Source organism: Pseudomonas sp. R9.37, assembly GCF_963878885.1.
Classification (GTDB): domain Bacteria; phylum Pseudomonadota; class Gammaproteobacteria; order Pseudomonadales; family Pseudomonadaceae; genus Aquipseudomonas.
This window is the reverse complement of record NZ_CAWNZA010000046.1, coordinates 157,711-179,547: the sequence shown is the minus strand read 5'-3', so window position 1 is coordinate 179,547 and position 21,837 is coordinate 157,711. Positions and strand designations below refer to the sequence as shown.

Annotated in this window: 18 protein-coding genes and 1 pseudogene; 11 read left to right on the top strand and 8 right to left on the bottom strand. The window is 61.2% G+C overall.

The genetic code is table 11. The annotated features are described in order from the left end of the window. Positions 1-31: 31 nt before the first annotated feature. Positions 32-421: a hypothetical protein gene (locus AACU78_RS22680; RefSeq protein WP_106577908.1), complete on the top strand. Its 390-nt coding sequence runs from the start codon at positions 32-34 to the stop codon at positions 419-421. Between the two features lies 1 nt (position 422). On the opposite strand, the gene AACU78_RS22675 is transcribed toward AACU78_RS22680, so the two are convergent. After that, positions 423-1,022, bottom strand: coding sequence for an NAD(P)H-dependent oxidoreductase (locus AACU78_RS22675; protein WP_106577907.1), 600 nt, complete (start codon positions 1,020-1,022; stop codon positions 423-425). Positions 1,023-1,103: 81 nt separating this feature from the next. Between AACU78_RS22675 and AACU78_RS22670 the strand changes: the two genes are divergently transcribed. Then, a complete protein-coding gene (locus AACU78_RS22670; protein WP_106577906.1) occupies positions 1,104-1,706 on the top strand; it encodes a TetR/AcrR family transcriptional regulator in 603 nt (200 codons plus the stop codon). A gap of 112 nt (positions 1,707-1,818) precedes the next feature. After that, positions 1,819-2,196, top strand: coding sequence for a COG4315 family predicted lipoprotein (locus AACU78_RS22665; RefSeq protein ID WP_106577905.1), 378 nt, complete (start codon positions 1,819-1,821; stop codon positions 2,194-2,196). A gap of 63 nt (positions 2,197-2,259) precedes the next feature. On the opposite strand, the gene AACU78_RS22660 is transcribed toward AACU78_RS22665, so the two are convergent. Together AACU78_RS22660 and AACU78_RS22655 are read right to left on the bottom strand one after the other, a co-directional pair. Beyond that, on the bottom strand, positions 2,260-2,931 hold the full coding sequence (locus AACU78_RS22660) for a GNAT family N-acetyltransferase (protein WP_106577904.1): 672 nt from the start codon (positions 2,929-2,931) through the stop codon (positions 2,260-2,262). A 56-nt stretch (positions 2,932-2,987) separates the two neighbouring features. Then, positions 2,988-3,164: pseudogene (locus tag AACU78_RS22655) on the bottom strand (LysR family transcriptional regulator); the annotation flags it as partial. Positions 3,165-3,429: 265 nt separating this feature from the next. Between AACU78_RS22655 and AACU78_RS22650 the strand changes: the two are divergent. Both AACU78_RS22650 and AACU78_RS22645 read left to right on the top strand, forming a co-directional pair. Beyond that, positions 3,430-4,281, top strand: coding sequence for a CAP domain-containing protein (locus AACU78_RS22650; RefSeq protein WP_106577903.1), 852 nt, complete (start codon positions 3,430-3,432; stop codon positions 4,279-4,281). Between the two features lie 172 nt (positions 4,282-4,453). Beyond that, positions 4,454-6,640 carry a response regulator gene (locus AACU78_RS22645; protein WP_106577902.1) on the top strand — a complete coding sequence of 729 codons (2,187 nt, stop codon included), beginning with the start codon at positions 4,454-4,456 and terminating at the stop codon, positions 6,638-6,640. A 3-nt stretch (positions 6,641-6,643) separates the two neighbouring features. On the opposite strand, the gene AACU78_RS22640 is transcribed toward AACU78_RS22645, so the two are convergent. The 4 genes from AACU78_RS22640 to AACU78_RS22625 form a co-directional block, all read right to left on the bottom strand. After that, complete coding sequence (locus AACU78_RS22640) at positions 6,644-7,771, bottom strand: GGDEF domain-containing protein (RefSeq protein WP_106577901.1); 1,128 nt, start codon at positions 7,769-7,771, stop codon at positions 6,644-6,646. A 90-nt stretch (positions 7,772-7,861) separates the two neighbouring features. After that, positions 7,862-10,099 carry a 1,4-alpha-glucan branching protein GlgB gene (gene glgB / locus AACU78_RS22635; RefSeq protein ID WP_106577900.1) on the bottom strand — a complete coding sequence of 746 codons (2,238 nt, stop codon included), beginning with the start codon at positions 10,097-10,099 and terminating at the stop codon, positions 7,862-7,864. Further along, positions 10,096-13,443 carry a maltose alpha-D-glucosyltransferase gene (gene treS / locus AACU78_RS22630; protein ID WP_106577899.1) on the bottom strand — a complete coding sequence of 1,116 codons (3,348 nt, stop codon included), beginning with the start codon at positions 13,441-13,443 and terminating at the stop codon, positions 10,096-10,098. The genes glgB and treS overlap by 4 nt, the downstream gene beginning before the upstream one ends. A 91-nt stretch (positions 13,444-13,534) precedes the next feature. Further along, positions 13,535-15,523 (bottom strand): alpha-1,4-glucan--maltose-1-phosphate maltosyltransferase, encoded by a 1,989-nt coding sequence (locus AACU78_RS22625; RefSeq protein ID WP_106577898.1) that lies wholly within the window; start codon positions 15,521-15,523, stop codon positions 13,535-13,537. A 204-nt stretch (positions 15,524-15,727) separates the two neighbouring features. Between AACU78_RS22625 and AACU78_RS22620 the strand changes: the two genes are divergently transcribed. Then, the gene (locus AACU78_RS22620; RefSeq protein WP_164487928.1) at positions 15,728-15,886 is read left to right on the top strand and encodes a hypothetical protein; all 159 of its coding nucleotides are present in this window, start codon (positions 15,728-15,730) and stop codon (positions 15,884-15,886) included. A gap of 233 nt (positions 15,887-16,119) precedes the next feature. After that, entirely contained in the window at positions 16,120-17,130 is a 1,011-nt protein-coding gene (locus AACU78_RS22615) for a M10 family metallopeptidase C-terminal domain-containing protein (RefSeq protein ID WP_106577897.1), read from the top strand. On the opposite strand, the gene AACU78_RS22610 is transcribed toward AACU78_RS22615, so the two are convergent. Further along, complete coding sequence (locus AACU78_RS22610; RefSeq protein WP_106577896.1) at positions 17,119-17,634, bottom strand: MgtC/SapB family protein; 516 nt, start codon at positions 17,632-17,634, stop codon at positions 17,119-17,121. The genes AACU78_RS22615 and AACU78_RS22610 overlap by 12 nt on opposite strands. A 123-nt stretch (positions 17,635-17,757) precedes the next feature. Here AACU78_RS22610 and AACU78_RS22605 point away from each other — a divergent pair, with 123 nt between their 5' ends. From AACU78_RS22605 to AACU78_RS22590, 4 genes are all read left to right on the top strand, one after another. Next, positions 17,758-17,997 (top strand): DUF3203 family protein, encoded by a 240-nt coding sequence (locus AACU78_RS22605; protein WP_106578153.1) that lies wholly within the window; start codon positions 17,758-17,760, stop codon positions 17,995-17,997. A 185-nt stretch (positions 17,998-18,182) separates the two neighbouring features. Next, positions 18,183-19,592 carry a cytochrome c oxidase accessory protein CcoG gene (gene ccoG, locus AACU78_RS22600; RefSeq protein ID WP_106577895.1) on the top strand — a complete coding sequence of 470 codons (1,410 nt, stop codon included), beginning with the start codon at positions 18,183-18,185 and terminating at the stop codon, positions 19,590-19,592. A gap of 73 nt (positions 19,593-19,665) precedes the next feature. Further along, the gene (gene mapR / locus AACU78_RS22595; protein ID WP_106577894.1) at positions 19,666-21,075 is read left to right on the top strand and encodes a GntR family transcriptional regulator MpaR; all 1,410 of its coding nucleotides are present in this window, start codon (positions 19,666-19,668) and stop codon (positions 21,073-21,075) included. A gap of 103 nt (positions 21,076-21,178) precedes the next feature. After that, positions 21,179-21,835, top strand: coding sequence for a hypothetical protein (locus tag AACU78_RS22590; RefSeq protein ID WP_250212318.1), 657 nt, complete (start codon positions 21,179-21,181; stop codon positions 21,833-21,835). Positions 21,836-21,837: the final 2 nt, after the last annotated feature.

Sequence of the window (21,837 nt, the reverse complement as noted above, 5' to 3'; positions counted from 1 at the left end):
GCAGCAGCGCCGGAATGGGGAGGGAATGCACATGACGATTCGCCCGCCCTGCCCGCCCGGCGCCTGCGTCTGCGACCGTGAGCAACTGCTGCAAGCGCCCGACGCCGACGTGCGCATTCTTCACCTGACACGCCAGGAAGAAAAACGCCTGCTCGAGCGCCTCGAAGACCTCAAAAGCCTGCAAGACCTGGAACACATGCAACAGCGGATGTACGAGCAATTGGGCATCCGCGTACACGTCGCACCGGGCCACACCGAGGTCAAGAGCATGCGCGGGATTCAGATCGTCATCGACGACCTGCCGGGCATGTGTCGCAAGACCCGGCAATCAATTCCCGCAGCGATTCGTCGCGGCATGGAAAAACGCCCGGAGATTGCCTACCGCTTGCTTGATGCCCACGACCTGTTTCGCGAAGGCTGAATCACCCGGCCACGGTTTCGTCCTCAAACAGGCCCTGCCCCACGACCTTCGCCGCCTGTAAATGCGCTTGCGCACCCCCGCTCTCGGATTCCAACAGCAGCGCGGACGTCACCACCTGAGCACCGCAATAATCAAAAATCCCGTAGTCAATTTGCGTGCGCATCGCCTGGGTGTACCCGTGGCGGTCGAACGCACTGTGATCCGCCGCGCCGAGGGCCAGCAGGTGCACCTGCAAGTGCCGCAGTTTCTTCACCACCGGCGTATCGGGACCGTAGTCGATGGCCCAGCCGTTGACGAACACGCGGTCGATCCAGCCTTTGAGCAAGGCTGGCAGCGACCACCAATAAATCGGGAAGGCGATAACCAGCGCGTCGGCGCGGTCGATGCGTACTTGTTCAGCGAGGATGTCGGCCGGTGGCGTGGCACGGGTGCGGTGCACACGGTGGTCGGCAGCGGTGTAGCGCGGGTCGAAACCTTCGGCGGCGAGGTCGGCGATCTCGAACGTATGGCCAGCGGCAGTCAAGCCTGCCGCCACTTGCGCGGCGAGGCTGTGGGTGAGCGATTGCGGGTCGTGATGAGCAACAACGATCAGAGCGTGCATGACATTGACTCCCTTTGCGTTTAGGCTGGGCTAAACTACTTTTAGTAAGTTACTCCCTCAAGTTACTTTTGGTATATAAGCATGTCAAGCACTGAATCCACAGCTCCACGCCGGCGCCTTGCGCGCGAAGATCGCCTGCGCCAATTGCTCGATGTGGCCTGGCAACTGGTACGCGAGGAAGGCACCGAAGCGCTGACCCTGGGCCGTCTCGCGGAACTGGCGGGCGTCACCAAGCCGGTGGTCTATGACCATTTCGTCACCCGCGCAGGCTTGCTCGCCGCGCTGTACGAAGATTTCGACGGGCGTCAGAACCAGCTGTTTGCCCAAGCCCTCGACAGCAGTGGCGCGACACTCGATGACCGCGCGCAGGTGATCGCCGCGTGCTATGTCGATTGTGTGTTGCTGCAGGGGCGGGAAATTCCAGGGGTCATTGCCGCGTTGAGCAGTTCGCCGGAACTGGAAACCCTCAAGCGCAAATACGAGGCGATCTTTCTCGACAAATGCCGCGACGCCCTGGCGCCGTTTGCACCCGGCGCCACCGTGTCGCAAGCCGGCTTGCGGGCGATGCTCGGCGCGGCGGAGGCGTTGTCACAGGCGGCAGCCAGCGGCGAGATCAGCCGCGATGAGGCGCAGCATGAGCTGCTCGCGACGATCCTGGGCATGGTCAATCGAAGCCGCGGGTAAATAATTATTCACGCCGCAGGAATAAAGCGTCGCGACGGGTGTTTACCTGAGTACGGCTTGTGAATACAGCACAAGGCCAGTACCTAAATCCAAAAACACCCAGGAGCTCGTCATGCTGAAAAAACTCTCCCTCGCTGCTGCCGTCCTGTTTGCCTGTGCGGCTTCCACGGCCTTCGCCGCTCCAGCCAACGTGGCTGACAGCGCCAAGGGCAAAGTGCTGGTGGACAGCAAGGGGATGACCCTTTACACCTTCGCCAAAGACAGCGCCGGCAAATCGGCGTGCAACGGCCAATGCCTGGCCAACTGGCCCGCGTTCACTGCCCAGGCCACGGCGAAAGATGCCGACGGCTACAGCGTGATTACCCGCGATGACGGCAGCAAGCAATGGGCCTACAAAGGCCAGGCGCTGTACACCTGGGTCAAGGACAGCAAACCGGGCGACATCACCGGTGACGGCGTTGGCGGTAATTGGAACCTGGCCAAGCCATAAGGTGTGAGGCCAATGCAGCGTACCGGTGGCGAGGGAAAACGCCCTCGCCACCGGTTGGCCTTTTCACGCCAAGTGCTCATTCACATATAGCCGCACCTTGCGCGCCAGCTGATCGAGATGGCGGTCGCGTTGCTTCTCGGCATCCACCATGGCGCGCTTGCCGTGTTTTTGCAGCAGGTAGGTATGAATCTGCCGCACTTCCAGCGAGCGATAGATCGCCGCCACATCCAGCACGCCCATCAGGCCGTCAGTGCCGTAATCGCGCGTGTTCATCAGCACCTGCGTGTCGCGCGCACCGCGTACCTGAAAGCCCATGGCCGTGAACGCCGGGACCTTTTCCACGGCACACGCCAACTCGGCGTGGGGATAACGCGCCAGCACGTCCTGCATCATTGCGCGCGCCACGCCCTGGCGCCGCCTACCCGCCTGCACTGCCATGAACGCGATACCGCAGGCTTGAGGGTCGTCTTTGACCGGCAGATAGAGGCAAAAGCCGACCAGCGTGTCCTCCTCCATCGCCACCACCAGTTCAACGGCGATGCCCTTCGAGCCATCCAGCGCTTGCAGGTACAGGTGCACCTCAAAGCCGGTGGTGTACTGGTAAATGTTGTAGAGCAGGTTGCTGGGCGGCAGCGCGACGCTGCTGATGTCGGTGAGGTTATCCACCACCATCTGCAGGATCTGGCTGGTGATCGGCTCGGGGCACGGCGCGGTGTAGCGGGTAAGGCTGAACATGCAAATTCCTGGGGTTTCGCGTCAAGGCAGCGACGATTGTACCTGCTGCTGCGCGTTTATTGCCCGCACCGCTCGCGTAAACAACCGCGCAACCCACGGTGGGCCAGGTCGGCATCCGGCCGCGGGTGTCAGCGCATGGCCACGGTAAACGACGCACGCGTCAGCGGCAGCGCAACGCGGTACAGCCCATCGCGCTGGTGGGCGGTGTAGCGTCCGGGCACGCGGGCGATCAGCCGGCACCTCGGCCCTGGGCGCAGTATTTGTCTGGGCCAGCCCGATATAACCCACGCAACCGCGCAAAGCGTGGCGAATGGCCTGCGCGTGACCTTTGCCGTGGCACTGGCGCCGATCATCCTCGCACGCCGCTTCGCCTGGCGCCGCCACAACGCCGTGAACGGCGCGCAGAACACCCGTTGAGGCAAAAAAACAAAAAAGGCGTTGCGCCAGACCGGGTTACATCGCGCATCATGGGCACTTTCAAGCTCAAGGGTAACGTCCATGCGCGTTCTGTCATTGATGATGGGTTTTACGACGCTGGCCGCCAGTCTGGCGTTCTGCGCCAGCGCGATGGCGAATGAAGAAAGTCAGTTGGTGCAACAGATCAACCAGTACCGCAGCCAGGTGCAGCGCTGCGGTGACCAGGGTTCACAGGAACTGCCACCGCTGGCCAGCGACACACGGCTGGTGCTGCCGGCCACCAATGTCGGCGATTTGCAGCAAGCGCTCGCGCGGGCTGCGTACCCGATGGTCAACGTGCAAGCCATCAGCCTGTCGGGGCCCAAGGATGCCCAGGCGGCCATGAAGGCGGTGCGGGACAGTTTCTGCCGCGTGGTGCTGGACCCACAATTTGTCGACATCGGCGTGAGCAACAGCGGCGAGGACTGGCGCATTGTGCTTGCCCGCCCCCTGCTCTCCAGTGGTTTGGGTGATTGGCAGACCGAAGGCCGGCAGTTGCTCAACCTGATCAACGCCGCCCGTGAACAGCCGCGCCAGTGCGGCACCCAGGCATTTGCCGCGACCACGCCCGTGTCGTGGAACGACGACCTGGCCAGCGCCGCCAACAGCCACACCCGCAATATGGCCAACGGCAACTTCTTCGACCACCTGGACCACGACGGCCGCACCCCGGGCGATCGCGCTGAACTGGCAGGCTATATCGCGAAAAACATCGGCGAGAACATTGCCGCCGGCCTCGACACGCCGCGCAAGGTGGTGGATGGCTGGCTCGCCAGCCCAGGGCACTGCGCCAACCTGATGAACCCGCAATTTCGCGAGTTGGGCGCCGCTTATGCAATGGACCCCAAGAGTGATGCGGGCATCTACTGGACCGGTTTATTCGGCACGCAATAGCGGTTGGGCAAGCGCCCAACCCGGCCCAAGCACACCTATTCAAATGGATAAGACATCAAAGTGCCATCTCGTTGATAATTGCGCTGAACTGCTAACGATCAACCGTGTCTGTAGCTGGGTGCCATGAATGTTCAGGCGCGCTGAAGACTCTGGCAAACAAGGTGTTCTCCCAATGATGAATTGGCTGCAAGGCAGCAGCGACATGGCCGAACGCGTGCGTCAGCATGATTGGGCGAGTACGCCATTGGGTCCGCTGGAAGACTGGCCCGACGTACTCAAAACGACGGTCGCGCTGTGCTTTGCCTCAAGCTTCCCCCAGTCCATCAGTTGGGGGCCACACCTGATCACGCTCTACAACGATGCGTTTGTCCCCATTCTTGGCGATAAACCCTACTCGTTAGGCCGCCCGTTCAGTGAAACCTGGCGTGAAGTCTGGGATGAAGTAAGCCCCATCGCCCGCGCGGCCTTTGAGGGGCACGCGACCTATATCGAGAATTTCCCGCTGGTGATTGAACGTGGCAACGGCCCGGAGCAATCGTATTTCACATTTTGCTACAGCCCTGTGCGCGACCCGTTGGGCGCAGTCGTGGGCATGCTCAATACCGTCACCGAAACCACCGCAACGGTATTCCTCAGCCGACGCCTGGCCGTATTGGATGCGATTGGCAGCGCGGTGGCCAACGCCACCGACGCCGAAGCCATCATGACCTTCACCACGCGCCTGCTCGCCGAGCACATGGGCGTGTCCATCTGCGCCTACGCCGACATGGAAGCCGACGAAGACAGCTTTACCATCCGCGACAACTGGGCCGCACCTGGCTCGCCGAGTATTGTCGGGCGCTACAGCCTCGCGGATTTCGGCGAGCAGGCCGTAAAGTGCCTGCGTGCAGGCGAACCGTTTGTGGTGAATGACAACCGCGTGGAGTTCAGCCCCGAGGAAGCCGCCGCCTACCAGTCGCTGGGCGTGACGGCGACGGTGTGCTTTCCGTTGATCAAGGATGGGCGCCTGACTGCATTGATGGCCGTGCACCATAAATTCGCGCGCCTGTGGTCACCGTACGACCTGGCGCTGGTGGGCGAAGTCACCGAGCGCTCCTGGGCACACATAGAACGTGTGCGCGCCGACGCCGCCGTACGCGAGGGCCTGGCCGCGATCACCGAGCTGAATGCCACCCTGGAACAACGCGTGGAAGAACGCACCGCCGCGTTGACCCAGGCTGAAGCGGCGTTGCACCAGTCGCAAAAGCTCGAGGCGATCGGCCAGTTGACCGGCGGCGTGGCCCATGACTTCAACAACCTGCTGACGATCATTCGCTCCTCGGTGGATTTTCTGCGCCAGCCGGGGCTGTCCGAAGAGCGACGCACACGCTACATGAGCGCGGTTTCAGACACCGTCGAGCGCGCCAGCAAGCTCACCAGCCAGTTGCTCGCCTTCGCCCGCCGCCAACCATTGAACCCGGAAGTTTTCGATGTGTGCGAACGGGTCAAGAACATCGGCGAGATGCTTGAAAGCGTGACCGGCGCGCGTATCACTGTGCAGATCGAACTGCCCCGCCTGCCCTGCTATGTGCGCGTCGACCCGAGCCAGTTTGAAACCGCGCTGATCAATATCGCGCTCAATGCCCGCGACGCCATGGACGGGCGCGGCACCCTGACACTGAGCGTCGCCACGGTGGCAGCGTTGCCGCTGATCCGTGGCGATGCGCAAGTACAGCAGCCGTTTGTGGCGATTGCCCTGGCCGACACCGGCAGCGGCATTGCCGACGACACCGTCGAGCGCATTTTCGAACCGTTCTTTACCACTAAGGCGGTGGGCAAAGGCACAGGCCTTGGCCTGTCGCAGGTGTTCGGGTTCGCCAAGCAATCGAGCGGTAACGTCGACGTGGCCAGCACCCTTGGCCAAGGCAGCGTGTTTACCCTGTACTTGCCCGAAGCAGAAGCCGAGACGGTGCAGGCCAGCCTGCCACAAGAGGACCGCTCGCTGGTCCACGACACCGCGCAGCGACATATCCTGATCGTCGAAGACAACCTCGAAGTGGGCCGCTTCGCCAACCAGATCCTGCAGGACCTCGGTTACCAGACCACTTGGGCCACCGATGCCGAACAGGCACTCGCGCTGGCCGGCCCGGATGTGATGGCCTTCGACGCGATTTTTTCCGATGTGGTGATGCCGGGCATGACCGGCGTGGCGATGACCAAACTGCTGCGCCAGCGTCGGCCGGACCTGCCAGTGGTGCTGACCTCCGGCTACAGCGAAGAATTGGCCGACAGTGGGTATGAAGGGGTCGAGTTCCTGGCCAAGCCCTACTCCGCGGACCAAGTGGCACGCGTGCTGGCCAAGTCGATGCAGCGCGCCTGACGCCTACTCCGCGATCGCTACCTGGTTACGGCCCATGGCCTTGGCGCGATACAGCGCCTTGTCGGCCGTGTTCATCAGGCTGTGCAGGTCCTGATCAAGGCTGCGGGTCGTCGCCACACCGAGGCTGGCAGTCAAGCCCTGCACCGGTTCGGCGGCGAGGCCAGAGATGGCCTTGATCAGTTGCTCGGCGATAGCCCGGGCGGTTTCCAGCGAAGTATTGGGCAACAACACCGCAAACTCCTCGCCGCCGAGCCGCCCATACACATCGGCCTGGCGAAACGATGCACTGATCACCCCGCCAATCTGGCGCAAGACCTGGTCGCCAGCCTGGTGACCGTAGGTGTCATTGATGGCTTTGAAGTGATCCATGTCCATCATCAGCGCGCACAGCGGCTGCTGGTTATGGCGACATTGCGCGTACAGCACCTGGGCATGCTCGAAGAATGCGCGGCGGTTCATCAATCCGGTCAGTTCGTCGGTCTGGGCGGCGCGCGTGGAAATCGTGTGCGCACGTTCCATTTGCCGGGTCAGGCGAAAGGCCTTTTCCAGGGCATCCGCCAATTTGCGCGTGGCGCTCGCCACAAAGGTCGAGAACACCAGCACTGCCACGCCCACACCCACTTGCATCGACGAGGGCTGGAACAGCAGCCACAGCGTGCAGGGGAACAGCACCAGGACCATGGAGCCCAGCGTCATGTAACGGTAGGCGGAATAACACGAGACGGCGCTGACCGACATGCCCACGGTGAACAACATCACCAGCACCTGGGAGACGCGGTCGTCGGTGGGCATCACCGCCAACGCGCCAATGCCCCACACACCCGCCGACAGCATCAATGTCACCCAGTAGCGACGCTCCCAGCGGTCGGGTGTACGTTCGCTGTTCGGGCAGCGAAACCATTGCATGAACATCTGCACGCGCAGCAGCGAGGTCACTGCCAACACCGATAACCAGACCAGCATGACGGTGTGGTCAAAGCGGTCCCAGCACAACCAGCAAAGCATGACGGCGGCCAGGTAACTGCCAAAAATGGCGGCGAAGGATTGACGAAACAGTTGATGCAAGCGGTCGGTTCGCACCAACTCTTCTATCAAACCATCCTGGTCCTGCCCACGCCCTAGGCCGTTCATTCAATACGCCTGCTTCGACTGCCGCGACAAAGGCGCCATTGTGGCACCCTGCCAGCAGCGCGGACAACCGAATCCGGCACCTGGGTGACCTTAAAGCGATTCCGGCCGCAGAATCAGCACACCCAATGGCGGCAAATTCAACGACAGCGACACCGGCTGCCCATGACGTGGCTCATCCTGCGTGAATACTTCCCCGCCGTTGCCGTAGTTGGAACCGGCGTACATGTCGGCATCGCTGTTGATCACCTCGCTCCAGCGCCCGGCAAACGGCACGCCGACGGCGTAGGCTTCACGCGGCACCGGGGTGAAGTTAGCGACGACCAGCACCGCTTTGCCGTCCTTGCTCCAGCGCAGCCAGGCATAGACGCTGTTGATCGCATCGTCGCCGATCAGCCACTGGAAGCCCTGGGGCGCATCATCCTGCTCATGCAGCGCCGGTTCCTCACGGTACAGGCGGTTCAAGTCGCCCACCAGTTTCTGCACGCCCTGGTGTTCAGGGTATTGCAGCAGGTACCAATCCAATTGCTGGTCGTGGTTCCACTCGCGCCACTGCCCAAACTCGCAGCCCATGAACAGCAGCTTCTTGCCGGGGTGCATCCACATGAAACTCAGGTAAGCGCGCAGGTTGGCAAACTTCTGCCAGCGGTCACCGGGCATCTTGTCGATCAGCGAATGCTTGCCGTGCACCACTTCATCGTGGGAGATCGGCAGGATAAAGCGCTCGGACCAGGCATACACCAGGCCAAAACTCAGCTCGTTGTGATGGTGAGCGCGGTACACCGGGTCTTGCTGGATGTAATGCAGCGAATCGTGCATCCAGCCCATGTTCCACTTGTAGTTAAAGCCCAATCCGCCCTGCTGGGTGCTTTGGCTCACACCCGGCCACGCGGTGGATTCTTCGGCGATCACCAGTGCGCCCGGCGCTTCCAGGGCCACCACGTCGTTCAAATGACGCAGGAAGTCGATGGCTTCCAGGTTCTCGCGACCGCCATGGCGGTTAGGCACCCACTCGCCGGCTTTGCGCGAATAATCGCGATACAGCATCGACGCCACGGCATCCACCCGCAGGCCGTCGATATGGAAGTGTTTGAGCCAGTGCAGCGCCGAGGCCAGCATGAACCCATGCACTTCGGTGCGGCCCAGGTTGTAGATCAGCGTGTCCCAATCCTGATGGAAGCCTTCCAGCGGGTTGGCATATTCGTACAGCGCGGTGCCGTCGAACTGGGCCAAACCGTGAGTATCGGTCGGAAAATGCGCCGGAACCCAGTCGAGAATCACACCGATATTGGCCTGATGGAGGGCGTTGACGAAGAAGCCGAAATCTTCCGGCGAGCCAAAGCGCGCACTCGGGGCAAACTGCGACAGCGCCTGATAACCCCAGGAACCGCCGAACGGGTGCTCCATGATCGGCATCAGCTCAACGTGGGTGAAGCCCAATTGCTGCACATACGGAACCAAGCGCTCGGCCAGCTCGCGCCAACCGTACTGGCGAGAGACTTCACCGGCCTCGTCGAGCTCGCATTGCCAGGAGCCGACATGCAGCTCATAAATCGACAGCGGCGCCGAGGGCTTCTGCTTGTCGGCGCGCGACTGCATCCACTCATGGTCTTGCCAGTCCACCTGCAACGGCGCGGCCACTTTCGAGGCGGTGTCAGGCGGCAGCTGGGTCGCCAGCGCCATCGGGTCGGCCTTGAGCGGCAGAATGCCATGGGCACCGAGAATCTCGTACTTATAGGCCGCGCCCGGTTGCAGGCGCGGGATGAAGATTTCCCAGACGCCCGAGGGGTGGCGCAACCGCATCGGATGGCGGCGGCCATCCCAGATATTGAAATCACCCACCACCGACACGCGCCGGGCGTTCGGCGCCCACACGGCAAAGCGCACACCTTGCACGCCATCGACGCTGGTCACTTGCGCGCCGAGGCAACTGCTCAGGTCGCGGTGATTGCCTTCGGCAAACAGGTACAAGTCCATTTCACCGAGCAGCAACTGGCTGAAACTGTAAGGGTCTTCTGTGATCTGCTCGCCGCCGGCCCACTGGATTTTCAGCAGGTAGCTCTGGCGCGTCTTGAAGTGGCCGACAAACAAACCTGGTACCGGGCTGGCGTCCAGGTTGCCGAGTGTCTCACCGCTGTCTCGCGCCAGCACCTGAACACTCAGGGCTTCGGGCAGAAACGCGCGGATGAACTGGCCGCCTTGCTCGTCATCATGTGGCCCGAGAATCGAGAACGGGTCATGGTGTTCGGCGCGTACCAGTGCTTCGACGTCCTTGGACGCCGGCATTGCAGTCAGTTTCGGTTGCAGCGGTTCTTTATTTGTAAAGCTCATGACGTCTCCCCACCGCGTGCAGTTTTCGATATAGGTGTTAGCCCGCTGAGCAGACCGTGCAAACCTTGCAACGGCACCGGCAACCAGGTCGGGCGATTTTCCGCTTCGTAGGCCACTTCATACGCGGCCTTTTCCAGACTGAACAACGTCAGCGCAGCGCTTTGGCCTTTGGCATCCTGCCAGTCATGCGCCAGTGTAGACGTCGCCTGATGATAAGCCTGGGTAAATGCCTGACGTGCTTCACTCAAGTACCGGTCGGTCACGCGCTTGCGGGCAATGTCCGCTTCGGGCGAGTGATCCACACCTTGCACATTCAAGGCCATGGCAGCGGCGTAATCGAACGAGCGCAGCACGCCACTGACATCTTTATAAGGGCTGTGCTTGCCGCGTCGCTCATGCAGCGCACGCGCCGGTTCGCCTTCAAAGTCGATCAAGTAAGCATCGCCCTTGACCACCAGTACCTGGCCCAGGTGCAAGTCACCATGAACCCGAATCCGCAACCCGCCGGCCGTGGCTTTCGCCAGGGCCTGAACGTGCGCGCCGATGGCTTTTTTCTGCGTCAGCAATTCACTGACCAGCGCCTGATCGGCAGGGTTCAATTGACTTTGATGAAGCTTGAGCAAGTGCAGCGCGCGGTCGATCTGCGCGCCAACGTCCTTGGCCCAGGCCTGGGTGTCCTTGACGCTCGTGACTTCGGGTTTGAAGTCTTTGTTGGTGGTTGTCGCCGCCAAGACCGCGTGCATCTCACCCAGGCGCTGGCCGAGCAAACCGGCAAAGTCCTGCAGTTCGCCAAGGGCGTTGTAGTGCTGTTCCTGTTCGGACATGGCTTCGGCCAGCTCGTCACGAATCGCCCGCTCCAGGCTGTTTTGCGTCCAGGCCCACGCATCGCCCTGGTTGCTGAGGTAGCCCTGGGCAATCATCAACAGGTTGTCTTGCCCTTCACCGTCACGACGCACCATCGAGCCCAACAACGGCGAGATGTTGGGGTAACCGGCTTCGGTCAGGTAAGCGCTCATTTCCAGCTCCGGGTGCACGCCGGCGCTGACTTTGCGGATGAGCTTGAGCACCAGGCTCTCGCCCACGACCACCGAACTGTTGGACTGTTCGGCGGACAGGTAGCGCACCTGCGATTCGTCGCCCAGTTGCAGCTTGGCCAGATGCGGCGTGGCCTCAAAGCGCAAGTCACCTTCGCCGGTGTTCAGCACGGTGCCGGCTTGCAGGCCATGGATCACCGCGCGAATAAAATGCTCAAGGCTGAAGGCGTCGGTTACCAGGCCGACCTGACGCGCACGGCGTACACGGGCGAGTGCCAACTGCTGCGGCAACGCGCTGGTGAACTGGTCTTCGCCCAGAAAGCCGAATGGCAGTTGATAGCGGCTGACGTGGCCGGCGCTGCTCACCTCGATTTCGCTGAGCAGCACCGGGTGCTGCGGGTCGCCAAAGCGCACGCCGTAGGCAATGCGCACGCTGTCGATGGCCGTGTCCTTGCCGGCAAACCAGCGCCGCTTGGGCAACCAGGTGGGCAACGAGGTTTGTTCCAGCGTGCTGCGGCACGGTTCTTCGAGCAGTTCTTCCATGCGTTTTTTCAATACCAGGGTGGTGAAGTCCGGGATGCTCTGCGCCGGTTCCACATGCCAGCTCGGCATCTGGTTTTCCGCCGCCAGCACAAACCAGTAGAAACCGTAAGGCGCCAGGGTCAGCAGAAAATTGAGCTGGCCAATGGGTGGGAAGGCATTCCCGCCGAGCATCTCCACCGGCACCATGCCGGCGAACGCCGACAAGTCCAGTTCGGCGGCCTGGGCACTGCGTGACACGTTAGCCACGCACAGGATGATTTCCGTGCGGCCGTCTTCGCCGGTGAATTCACGGGTATAGGCCAGGATGCGGCGGTTGCTCGGCGAGAGCATTTTCAAGCTGCCACGGCCAAAGGCCTTGGACTGCTTACGCACCGCGAGCATGCGCCGGGTCCAGTTCAGCAACGAGTGCGGGTCCTGAGCCTGGGTTTCGACGTTGACCGACTGGTAGCCGTAAAGCGGGTCCATGATCGGCGGCAGCACCAGGCTTGCCGGGTCGGCGCGGGAAAAGCCGCCGTTACGGTCGATGGACCACTGCATCGGCGTACGCACGCCGTCGCGGTCGCCCAGGTAGATGTTATCGCCCATGCCGATCTCATCGCCGTAATACAGGGTCGGCGTGCCCGGCATCGACAACAGCAGGCTATTGAGCAGTTCAACACGGCGGCGATCACGTTCCATCAGTGGCGCCAGGCGTCGACGAATACCCAGGTTGATCCGCGCGCGACGGTCGGCGGCGTAGTAATTCCACAGGTAGTCGCGTTCTTTGTCGGTGACCATTTCCAGGGTCAATTCATCGTGGTTGCGCAAGAAGATCGCCCACTGGCAGTTGGCGGGAATCTCCGGGGTCTGGCGCAAAATATCGGTGATGGGAAAGCGATCTTCCTGGGCCAGCGCCATGTACATGCGCGGCATCAGCGGGAAGTGGAACGCCATGTGGCATTCATCGCCGTCGTCACCCTTTTTGTCACCGAAGTACAGCTGCGTGTCTTCCGGCCATTGGTTGGCTTCGGCGAGCAGCATGCGGTCGGGATAATGCGCGTCGATCTCGGCACGGATCTGCTTGAGGACGTCGTGGGTTTCCGGGAGGTTTTCGTTATTGGTACCGTCGCGTTCGATCAGGTACGGAATGGCGTCCAGGCGCAGGCCGTCGATGCCCATGTCCAGCCAATAACGCATCACCGACAGCACCGCCTTCATCACCTGCGGGTTGTCGAAGTTGAGGTCCGGCTGGTGGGAATAGAAACGGTGCCAGAAGTACTGACCGGCGACCGGGTCCCAGGTCCAGTTGGATTTTTCGGTGTCGAGAAAGATGATGCGGGTGCCGTCGTATTTCTGGTCGTCATCCGACCACACATAGAAGTCGCGCGCGGCTGAACCCGGCTTGGCCTTGCGCGCACGCTGGAACCAGGGATGCTGGTCGGAGGTGTGGTTGATCACCAGTTCGGTGATGACCCGCAGGCCGCGTTGGTGGGCTTCGGCAATAAACCGCTTGGCGTCGGCCATGGTCCCGTAGTCGCTGTGCACGCCACGGTACTCGGCAATGTCATAACCGTCGTCGCGGCGTGGCGAGGGGTAGAACGGCAAGAGCCAGATGGTGTTCACGCCCAGGTCGGCGATGTAATCGAGCTTGGCGATCAGCCCGGGAAAATCACCGATGCCGTCGTTGTTGGAGTCGAAATAGGATTTGACGTGAACCTGATAAATCACCGCGTCCTTGTACCAGAGCGGGTCTTTGATAAAGGTGGCAGCCTTGGGTTTCTTCGCCATTGGAAACTCCTGAAAATTCTGAAAAAACCAACTGGTGGAACACGCTCCCTGCAGGCGCCGTGTGCCGACGCCTGCAGGTGACTGGCTGGTTTCAGGAGGTGGTGATTCTCCAAATTCCAAACGGCATGTGCGGCTCCAGCCGCGTCCACTGAGTCTTGCCGTACCAGGTCCAGCGGTGCCCGTTCATCAAGTCTTCGCCTTGGGTCTGGGCGTCGTCCGGCAAGCCCAGCTCCCACAGCGGCAACTCGAAATGGGCTTCCTGGGCATTGAACGGGTCGAGGTTCACCGCGACGAGGATGAAATTGCTGCCGTCTTCACTGCGCTTGCCGAAGTACAGGATGTTGTCGTTCCAGGCGTTGTAGAGCTTCAACCCCAGGTGCGTTTGCAACGCGGGGTTCTGCCGGCGGATACGATTGAGCTGCGCGATCTCGGCAATGATGTTGCCGGGCGCCGTGAAATCGCGCGGGCGGATCTCGTACTTCTCTGAATCCAGGTACTCTTCCTTGCCCGGCACCGGCGCGGCTTCGCACAACTCGAACCCCGAATACATGCCCCACAGGCCCGAGCCCATGGTGGCCAGTGCGGCGCGGATCAAGAAACCCGGCCGCCCGGATTCGTGCAGGAAACCGGGGTTGATGTCCGGCGTGTTGACGAAGAAATTCGGTCGGTAGCACTCGCGCCAGGGCGATTCGTTCAATTGCGCAAAGTACTCGCTCAACTCGGCCTTGGTATTGCGCCAGGTAAAGTAGGTGTAACTCTGCGAATAACCGACCTTGCCCAGGCGCGCCATCATTGCAGGCGTGGTGAACGCTTCGGCGAGGAAGATCACGTCAGGGTGTTTGCCGCGCACGTCGCTGATCAGCCATTGCCAGAAGGGCAGCGGTTTGGTGTGAGGGTTGTCGACCCGAAAGGTCTTCACGCCCTCTTCCACCCAGCTCAGCACGACGTCGCGCAACTCAGTCCACAGGCTCGGAATCGCATCGGCGGCATAGAAGTCGACGTTGACGATGTCCTGGTATTTCTTCGGCGGGTTCTCGGCGTATTTGATCGTGCCGTCCGGGCGCCAATTGAACCAGCCCGGGTGCTGCTTGAGCCACGGGTGGTCCTGGGAACACTGGATGGCGAAGTCCAGAGCGATTTCCAGGCCGTGGTCGGCGGCGGCCTTGACCAACCGACGGAAGTCATCGCGGCTGCCCAGTTGCGGGTGGATGGCTTCATGGCCGCCCTCCTCGCTGCCAATCGCGTATGGGCTGCCGGGATCATCGGGGCCGGCGGTCAGAGAGTTGTTCTTACCTTTGCGATGGCTGCGTCCGATGGGATGGATCGGCGGGAAGTACAGCACGTCAAAGCCCATGTCATGGATCATCGACAGCCGAGAGTGCACGTCGTTGAACGTGCCGTGGCGGGCAGGATCGTCAGTGATCGAGCGCGGAAACAGCTCGTACCAGCTGGCAAACTGCGCCGCGGTGCGCTCGACATCCACCGGATACACCGGGCTGACGCTCAAGTAGGCACGGTGGTCGGCCTGGGTCATCAGGTGTGCACTGTCTTCGTGCAGAAACTGCGCGACCTGCTCGGTTTCCAGCAAACCGGACAGTTCGTGGTGCAACAGCATCAGGCGATCGCGCAGCTCGTTGTCACTGCGCTCGGCGGCCTGCAACACCAGGCTGCGACCTTCCTGCAACTCAAGGCTGACTGGCACGCCGGCCTCGTGTTTCTTGCGCAGCTCATAACAGAAGCTGGCAAAGGTATCGATCCAGGCTTCGATGCAATATTGGTGGGGGCCTTGCTGCGTCACAGTGAACGCGCCTTCCCAGCCATTGTTGCCGACGTCGGTCATCACCACGCTGTGCCAGCTTTCGTCCTGCAACGGGCGCCAGCGGATCAGTACGGCAAGCTTGTCGTGGCCATCAGCAAAGACCTTGCTGGTGACATTGATGCGCTGGCCGACCACGGCCTTCACGGCAAACTCGCCGCCGTCGATCACGGGCGCGGTACTTTCGATAGCGATCCTGGGCAATAACAACGCCTGGGACAGCGGCAAAATGGAATCGTCTGGAGCCAGTGTTTCAGCAGTCATCGAGCATCTTCCCCTTACGCCCTGTGGACGCTCTTTGCTTGATCCGAATTCTGATATGGCAACGCTCTCCCTGAGCAGGGCCGTAATAGGTCCGAGCCTGGCGTCAGGTGAAAAGTTCAGGTGGATATGTCGCCATTGGGCGGGGAATCAATTCCCCCAGGCGGATGTCCACCGCAAGAGCAAAGCACAAAGGAGGCCACACCGATGAATATCCCGATTCCGGCTGAAACACCCGATCCGAACATCGACGACCCAACGTTACCGCCCGCTGAGCCGAAGCCGATCCCTGAACAGGAACCCCCTGAAAACGATCCACCGCCGGTGCAGGAACCGCCAACGAGCGAGCCGCCGGCCATTCTGTGACGAGGTCCTTATAGGTTCAGCGTCCGCTCGCAAGGCACGGCGGGTACTGCCGACGCAGTACTGGCCGTTGAACCGTGACTCGCGAGCAGGCGTTGACGCAGAAAATTCCCACTCACTTGAAAGGCAAAGCCCTAATTCCAACTGATGTGATCGTTCTCATACTGATTTTGCGCTGACTTCATTTCCAGGCCCCTGGCCCCAGCGCTCGTCCGATTGGTTTTTGAGGATTCATCATGTCGACTATCCAGCAGCCGTCTCGTGCCCGCGCCGAACTCATCCCAGGCCACCTTCATTCCCACCCCATGCCGCCATCACCCGTGAGCGTGTCTGCTCAAGCGCTGGACGCCCTGCTCCGGTCGGCGCCGAACACCACCCGCGAGCCGATGCGTGCAGATGGTGCCGTACCCGCCGACCAGGCGGCGCTGGAAAAACAGCTCAAGCAACTCTGCGACCAGCTGGACCGCAAAACCGTTGAGCGCCTGATGCGCGACCCTGAGTCCAGCGAGTCAAAAGACACCTTCAACACCATCGACAGGCTGTTGACCCCCGACAACCTCAAGTGCCTGTTGAACAGCCCCAACGCAACGTCCTGCATCAAGATCCTCGCCAGGATCGAAACCCAACTGAACAAAGGTTCGCTCGACACGGTCTTGAGCCCCATTGAAACCGAGCAGGTCGGCGCCTATCGCAACTATGTGGAGGCGGCGCTGTTCGCGTTGAAAGCCAGCTTGATGAAAGCCTCACCGAGCAGTCGCTTTGATATGGTTCGCGCGTTCTCCCGCCAGGAACACGCGCCCCTGACGAGCATTCAGGACTATATGCATAGCCTGCAGGTCAAGAGCAAACACCTCTGCGACATTGCCACTCAGGTCCGGAAGGTGACCGAGCCGTTGCAATATGCGCATCTTGAAGATTGGCAGCGACGGGACCACTACGAGTCCGACTGTAAAAACCACCCCAAGACCTACAGTTTCACTAACACGCTTGAGTCCACGCTCGAGCACCCGTGTGAAATCAGGCACTTTGTCACCGACCGGGACAAGCTGGACGTCACCGGCATTCGCCGGCAACTGAATAAACCGCTGCACTGGGTCAACCAGTTATCCGGCGCCAGTGGTGAGATGCAGTTGAAATACTCGCGTGCGCACAACGCCAGCGTGCTGGTGATTGCCGGCAACCAGGGGGAGCCTGCGCTGGTCGCAAAGATATTTGGTCAGGTCAAAGAAAACGATCTACTCACCTGATCGGCGGTCATCCTCATTCTCGAACGCCCTGACGATCCGGGGCATCACGCTGAATACCGCCAAGGCCAGCAAGGTACTGAGCACCGCTGTCGATTCGCGGCCCATGCCGGCGGCAACCCCGATTGCCGCAGTCATCCACAGGCCGGCAGCGGTGGTCAGGCCTTTGACGTGCTGGCCCTGCTCATCTTCCTTGCCTTTGAGAATGGTGCCGGCGCCGAGAAATCCGATGCCGGCAATCACGCCCTGAAGCACCCGGCTCATCGCATCCGCCTGGCTGCCGGACGTCTGCGGCACCAATACAAACAGCGCGGCGCCCAACGCCACCAGCATGTGGGTGCGTACACCGGCCGCCTTGCCCTTCTGTTCCCGTTCGAACCCGAGAATACCGCCCAGGAGCGCGGCGATCAGCAAGCGCACGGTGATCTGGGTGAGTTGTTTCGCATCGCCGATGTCGGCAAATTCGGCTTGCAGGGTTTGCCACACTTCGCTCCACCAGGCATCCATGGAAAGCGGTCCTTTGTGATTATGGGTCTAGCATGGACAACGGCGACCGCCAGTCAGTTGCCTGGAACGCCGGGCAACCTTGGGAACCCTAATGATCACCCGCCAATGGAAAAGGAGATCACCATGCCTGTACGTATCGATAACCAGACGTGCTACTTCAAGGTCGATGAAAACGGCCAGGAGCGCAGCCTGCCTGCGCCCGAGGTGACGGTCAGTACCGACAGCCTCAAAGCCATGTCTTTTGTGACGCTGGATAACGACAGGATCTACATCACCGAGGCCGAAGCCGATGCCTTGACCGTCGCCGGTGCCGAGGATGGACGTAAACACTTAAAGGCGACCGACAGTGATTCGGTGATTTGATTGATCTGTATCAATGTGCGCTGATTGGCGCTGCACTCCTGGCGCCACGGAGTGCAGCGACCGGCCACAGCCTTGTAGAAAAAACCCCATCTGATCCGCTTTTTATCGCCCTAGCTGAGTCTGTTATGCACACGGAGCGGCGTCCATAGTTCATCCGCCTGATGGAGGCTGATGAGCGAACGACCATGAGCGAAAGAATCCCAACCGTGGAAACCTTTGAGCCCATACACCCAAAGAAGGTGAAGGCCAAATCCAGTGACAACCTGATCCATACCCGCAGCTTTACCGGCCTGTTTCGTACCTTGCGCATAGCCGGCGCCGCGGTGCTGTTCCTGGCCTTTTTCGGCACCGTATGGCTGAACTGGGGTGGACGCCAGGCCGTGCTGTGGGACCTGGCCGAGAGCAAATTCCACATCTTCGGCGCAACCTTCTGGCCTCAGGACTTCATCCTGTTATCGGCGCTGCTGATCATCTGCGCCTTTGGCCTGTTTGCCATCACCGTGTTCGCAGGCCGGGTGTGGTGCGGCTACACCTGCCCGCAAAGCTCGTTTACCTGGCTGTTCATGTGGTGTGAAAAGGTCACCGAAGGCGAACGTAACCAGCGCATCAAGCTCCACGCAGCGCCGTGGAGCCTGAACAAGCTGGCGCGGCGCTCGGCCAAACATACCTTGTGGCTGGGCATCAGCGTGTTGACCGGGCTAACGTTTGTCGGCTACTTCACGCCCATCCGGCCTTTGGCCTTGGAGCTGCTGACGTGGCAAATGGGCGGCGTCAGCCTGTTCTGGGTGCTGTTTTTCACCGCGGCCACGTACATCAATGCCGGCTGGCTGCGTGAAGCGGTGTGCATGCACATGTGCCCCTATGCGCGCTTCCAGAGCGTGATGTTCGACAAGGACACCCTGACCATTTCATACGATGCGGCGCGTGGAGAACACCGCGGCCCGCGCAAACGAGACGTGACGCCCGCCGACGTCGGCCTGGGTGACTGCATCGACTGCCAGCTGTGCGTGCAGGTGTGCCCCACTGGCATTGATATCCGCGACGGCTTGCAGATGGAGTGCATCGGCTGCGCGGCCTGCATCGACGCCTGCGATTCGATCATGGACAAAATGGGCTATGCCCGCGGCCTGGTGAGCTATACCTCCGAGCATCAACTGCAGGGCGGCAAAACCCACCTGCTTCGGCCGCGACTGATCGGCTACAGTGCCGTGCTGCTGGTGATGATCGCCGCACTGGTGGTGGCCCTGGCAGGACGGCCGATGGTGTCGCTCGACGTCACCAAGGACCGCGGCATGTTTCGCGAAAACAGCCAGGGCTTGATCGAAAACATTTACAGCCTCAAGGTCATCAACAAAACCCAGCAGCGCCAGGACTATCGCCTGGCGTTGGTGGACGCCGAGGATTTCGTGCTGCAAGGCAAGACCGAGCTCAGCCTGGCGCCGGGGGAAATCAGCGATGTGCCGGTGTCGGTGGCATTGTTGGCCGACACGCCGGCGAGCAGTTCACAGACCCTGCGGTTCAAGGTGACAGACGTGGATGAGCCGTGGATCTACAGTGCGGCCGACAGCCGCTTCGTGGCGCCGATGAACCGCTGAGGTCTAACCGACACAGGCCCGCAGCCACTGTTTGCCCTGTGTTCATAATGAGAAAACTGTTTTTAAGGTCTTCATGAAACGCTACGAAAAATTCGCCGATGACATCGCAGAACTGATCCGCTCCGGCGTGCTCGGGCCCGGCCAGCGCGTGCCGTCGGTGCGCTATGCGAGCCAGACCTACGGCGTCAGCCCGTCCACGGTGTTCCAGGCGTATTACCTGCTCGAACGCCGTGGGCTGATCCGCGCGCGGCCGCGTTCCGGTTACTTCGTCAACACCCATGCACCGAGCCCGTTTTCCGAGCCGGTGGTGAGCGAGCACGTGCACGAATCCACCGAAGTCGATGTGAGTGAACTGGTGTTTTCGGTACTGGACTCCATCAAAGACCCCAACACCGTCCCCTTCGGTTCGGCCTTTCCCAGCCCGATGCTGTTCCCTTTGCCACGCCTGGCACGTTCGCTGGCCAGTGCCAGCCGCGAAATGGACCCACGCCTGGTCGTGACCGACATGTCACCGGGCAACCCGCAGCTGCGCAGGCAAATTGCCCTGCGTTACATGGTTGGCGGCCTGATGCTGCCGATGGAAGAGTTGCTGATCACCAACGGCGCGCTCGAAGCCCTGAACCTGTGCCTGCAGGCCGTGACCGAGCCGGGCGATCTGGTAGCCATCGAAGCGCCGGCGTTTTATGCCTGCCTGCAGGTGCTCGAACGTCTGAAGCTCAAGGCCGTGGAAATTCCGGTGCACCCACGCGACGGCATCGACCTCAACGCCTTGGCGCAAAGCCTTGAGCGCTACCCGATCAAGGCCTGCTGGACCATGACCAGCTTCCAGAACCCGATGGGCGCAACCCTGCCGGAGGCCAAAAAGCAGGCGTTGGTGGAACTGCTGCGCAGTCATCAGGTGCCGCTGATCGAAGACGACGTGTACGCCGAGTTGTATTACGGGCAGCAAGCGCCCAAACCGGCCAAGGCCTTCGATACCGAAGGCCTGGTGATGCACTGCGGCTCCTTTGCCAAAAGCCTGGCCCCGGGTTACCGCGTTGGCTGGGTGGCCGCCGGGCGCTATGCGCAGAAGGTCGAGCGCTTGAAGCTGATGACCTCGTTGTGTCCATCAATGCCGGCGCAGGCGGCGATTGCCGACTACCTGCAACACGGCGGTTATGACCGCCATTTGCGCAAGTTGCGCTATGCCCTGGAAGAACAGCAAAGCGCGATGCTGGCGGCCATCGCCCGCTATTTCCCGGCCCAGACACGGGTCAGCCAGCCGGCTGGCGGGTATTTTTTGTGGCTCGAACTGCCGGAGCAAACCGACTCGCTGAAGTTATTCCAGATGGCCCTGGCCCAAGGCATCAGCATTGCGCCGGGGCCGATTTTCTCGGCGACCCAGCGCTTCAGAAATTGCATTCGCTTGAATTACGGCAGCCCGTGGACCGAGGCGTCGGAGAAAGCGATGGAAACGCTGGGGCGAATCGTGCGCTCGTTTTGAACAGGCTCGCCGCAGCCAGACCGTCGGGCAACGCCCCTCCGGTTAGCGAAGACGTTTCAGCCTTGTTACACTCGCCGCCCCTCAACGCTCATGGATGACGCCGATGCTTCGCCCACTGTTATCCGCCCTTTGCTTGCTGGCGCTTGCCAGCCAGGCCCAGGGCCAAACCACTGCCGCCACCCCTGATCAGCTGTTCAGCGATTTCTCCCGCTGTGACGCACGCTTTTTCGAAACTCTCAACACCGCTTCCCTGCCCGCCGGCACCCTGCGCGTGGCCAAACAGGGCAACGTCAGCGCTCCAGTGGTCATGAACCCACTGCAGGAAGGTGGTCGCTATCAGACCTTTGAGCAACCGCTGGTGGTCAACGGCGTGCGCCTTGTGGGGTATCACAATGAAGCCATGTCGCTGCCCAATGTCGGCAATTTGCTGTTCTGGGGATTCGTCGCCGAAGGTTCGGCGAGCGATGTTGCCGAGCGCCTCAAGCCTTTAATCGCCGACCACGCACGTCTGGTAGCAGAACGAGGCAGTGTCAGCCGCGCCGATATTCGCCGGGTAGGCGACCCGATCGGCCAATGGCGCACCGAAGGTTTGGCGGGACCGGGCGTGGCCACGCCCTTTGGCTTTGTAGAGCGTACGCTGAGCCTGGAAAAAGGTCCGACCGAGGGGCGTACGAAGATCTTCTGCTCCTTGCAAGGCACCGTCACGCCTGCCCTGCTGCAAGTCTATCGCCCCGACCTCAACGCCAATCTGCTGGACTGACC

Excerpts from the sequence above, each read along its gene's own strand:
- AACU78_RS22670 (WP_106577906.1), top strand. The coding sequence starts at position 1,104 with ATGTCAAGCACTGAATCCACAGCTCCACGCCGGCGCCTTGCGCGCGAA.
- AACU78_RS22605 (WP_106578153.1), top strand. The coding sequence starts at position 17,758 with ATGCCTGTACGTATCGATAACCAGACGTGCTACTTCAAGGTCGATGAA.
- AACU78_RS22665 (WP_106577905.1), top strand. The coding sequence starts at position 1,819 with ATGCTGAAAAAACTCTCCCTCGCTGCTGCCGTCCTGTTTGCCTGTGCG.
- AACU78_RS22640 (WP_106577901.1), bottom strand. The coding sequence starts at position 7,771 with ATGAACGGCCTAGGGCGTGGGCAGGACCAGGATGGTTTGATAGAAGAG.
- AACU78_RS22680 (WP_106577908.1), top strand. The coding sequence starts at position 32 with ATGACGATTCGCCCGCCCTGCCCGCCCGGCGCCTGCGTCTGCGACCGT.
- AACU78_RS22660 (WP_106577904.1), bottom strand. The coding sequence starts at position 2,931 with ATGTTCAGCCTTACCCGCTACACCGCGCCGTGCCCCGAGCCGATCACC.
- AACU78_RS22615 (WP_106577897.1), top strand. The coding sequence starts at position 16,120 with ATGTCGACTATCCAGCAGCCGTCTCGTGCCCGCGCCGAACTCATCCCA.
- glgB (WP_106577900.1), bottom strand. The coding sequence starts at position 10,099 with ATGAGCTTTACAAATAAAGAACCGCTGCAACCGAAACTGACTGCAATG.
- AACU78_RS22590 (WP_250212318.1), top strand. The coding sequence starts at position 21,179 with ATGCTTCGCCCACTGTTATCCGCCCTTTGCTTGCTGGCGCTTGCCAGC.
- mapR (WP_106577894.1), top strand. The coding sequence starts at position 19,666 with ATGAAACGCTACGAAAAATTCGCCGATGACATCGCAGAACTGATCCGC.
- AACU78_RS22625 (WP_106577898.1), bottom strand. The coding sequence starts at position 15,523 with ATGACTGCTGAAACACTGGCTCCAGACGATTCCATTTTGCCGCTGTCC.
- AACU78_RS22620 (WP_164487928.1), top strand. The coding sequence starts at position 15,728 with ATGAATATCCCGATTCCGGCTGAAACACCCGATCCGAACATCGACGAC.
- AACU78_RS22610 (WP_106577896.1), bottom strand. The coding sequence starts at position 17,634 with ATGGATGCCTGGTGGAGCGAAGTGTGGCAAACCCTGCAAGCCGAATTT.
- AACU78_RS22675 (WP_106577907.1), bottom strand. The coding sequence starts at position 1,022 with ATGCACGCTCTGATCGTTGTTGCTCATCACGACCCGCAATCGCTCACC.
- ccoG (WP_106577895.1), top strand. The coding sequence starts at position 18,183 with ATGAGCGAAAGAATCCCAACCGTGGAAACCTTTGAGCCCATACACCCA.
- AACU78_RS22645 (WP_106577902.1), top strand. The coding sequence starts at position 4,454 with ATGATGAATTGGCTGCAAGGCAGCAGCGACATGGCCGAACGCGTGCGT.
- treS (WP_106577899.1), bottom strand. The coding sequence starts at position 13,443 with ATGGCGAAGAAACCCAAGGCTGCCACCTTTATCAAAGACCCGCTCTGG.
- AACU78_RS22650 (WP_106577903.1), top strand. The coding sequence starts at position 3,430 with ATGCGCGTTCTGTCATTGATGATGGGTTTTACGACGCTGGCCGCCAGT.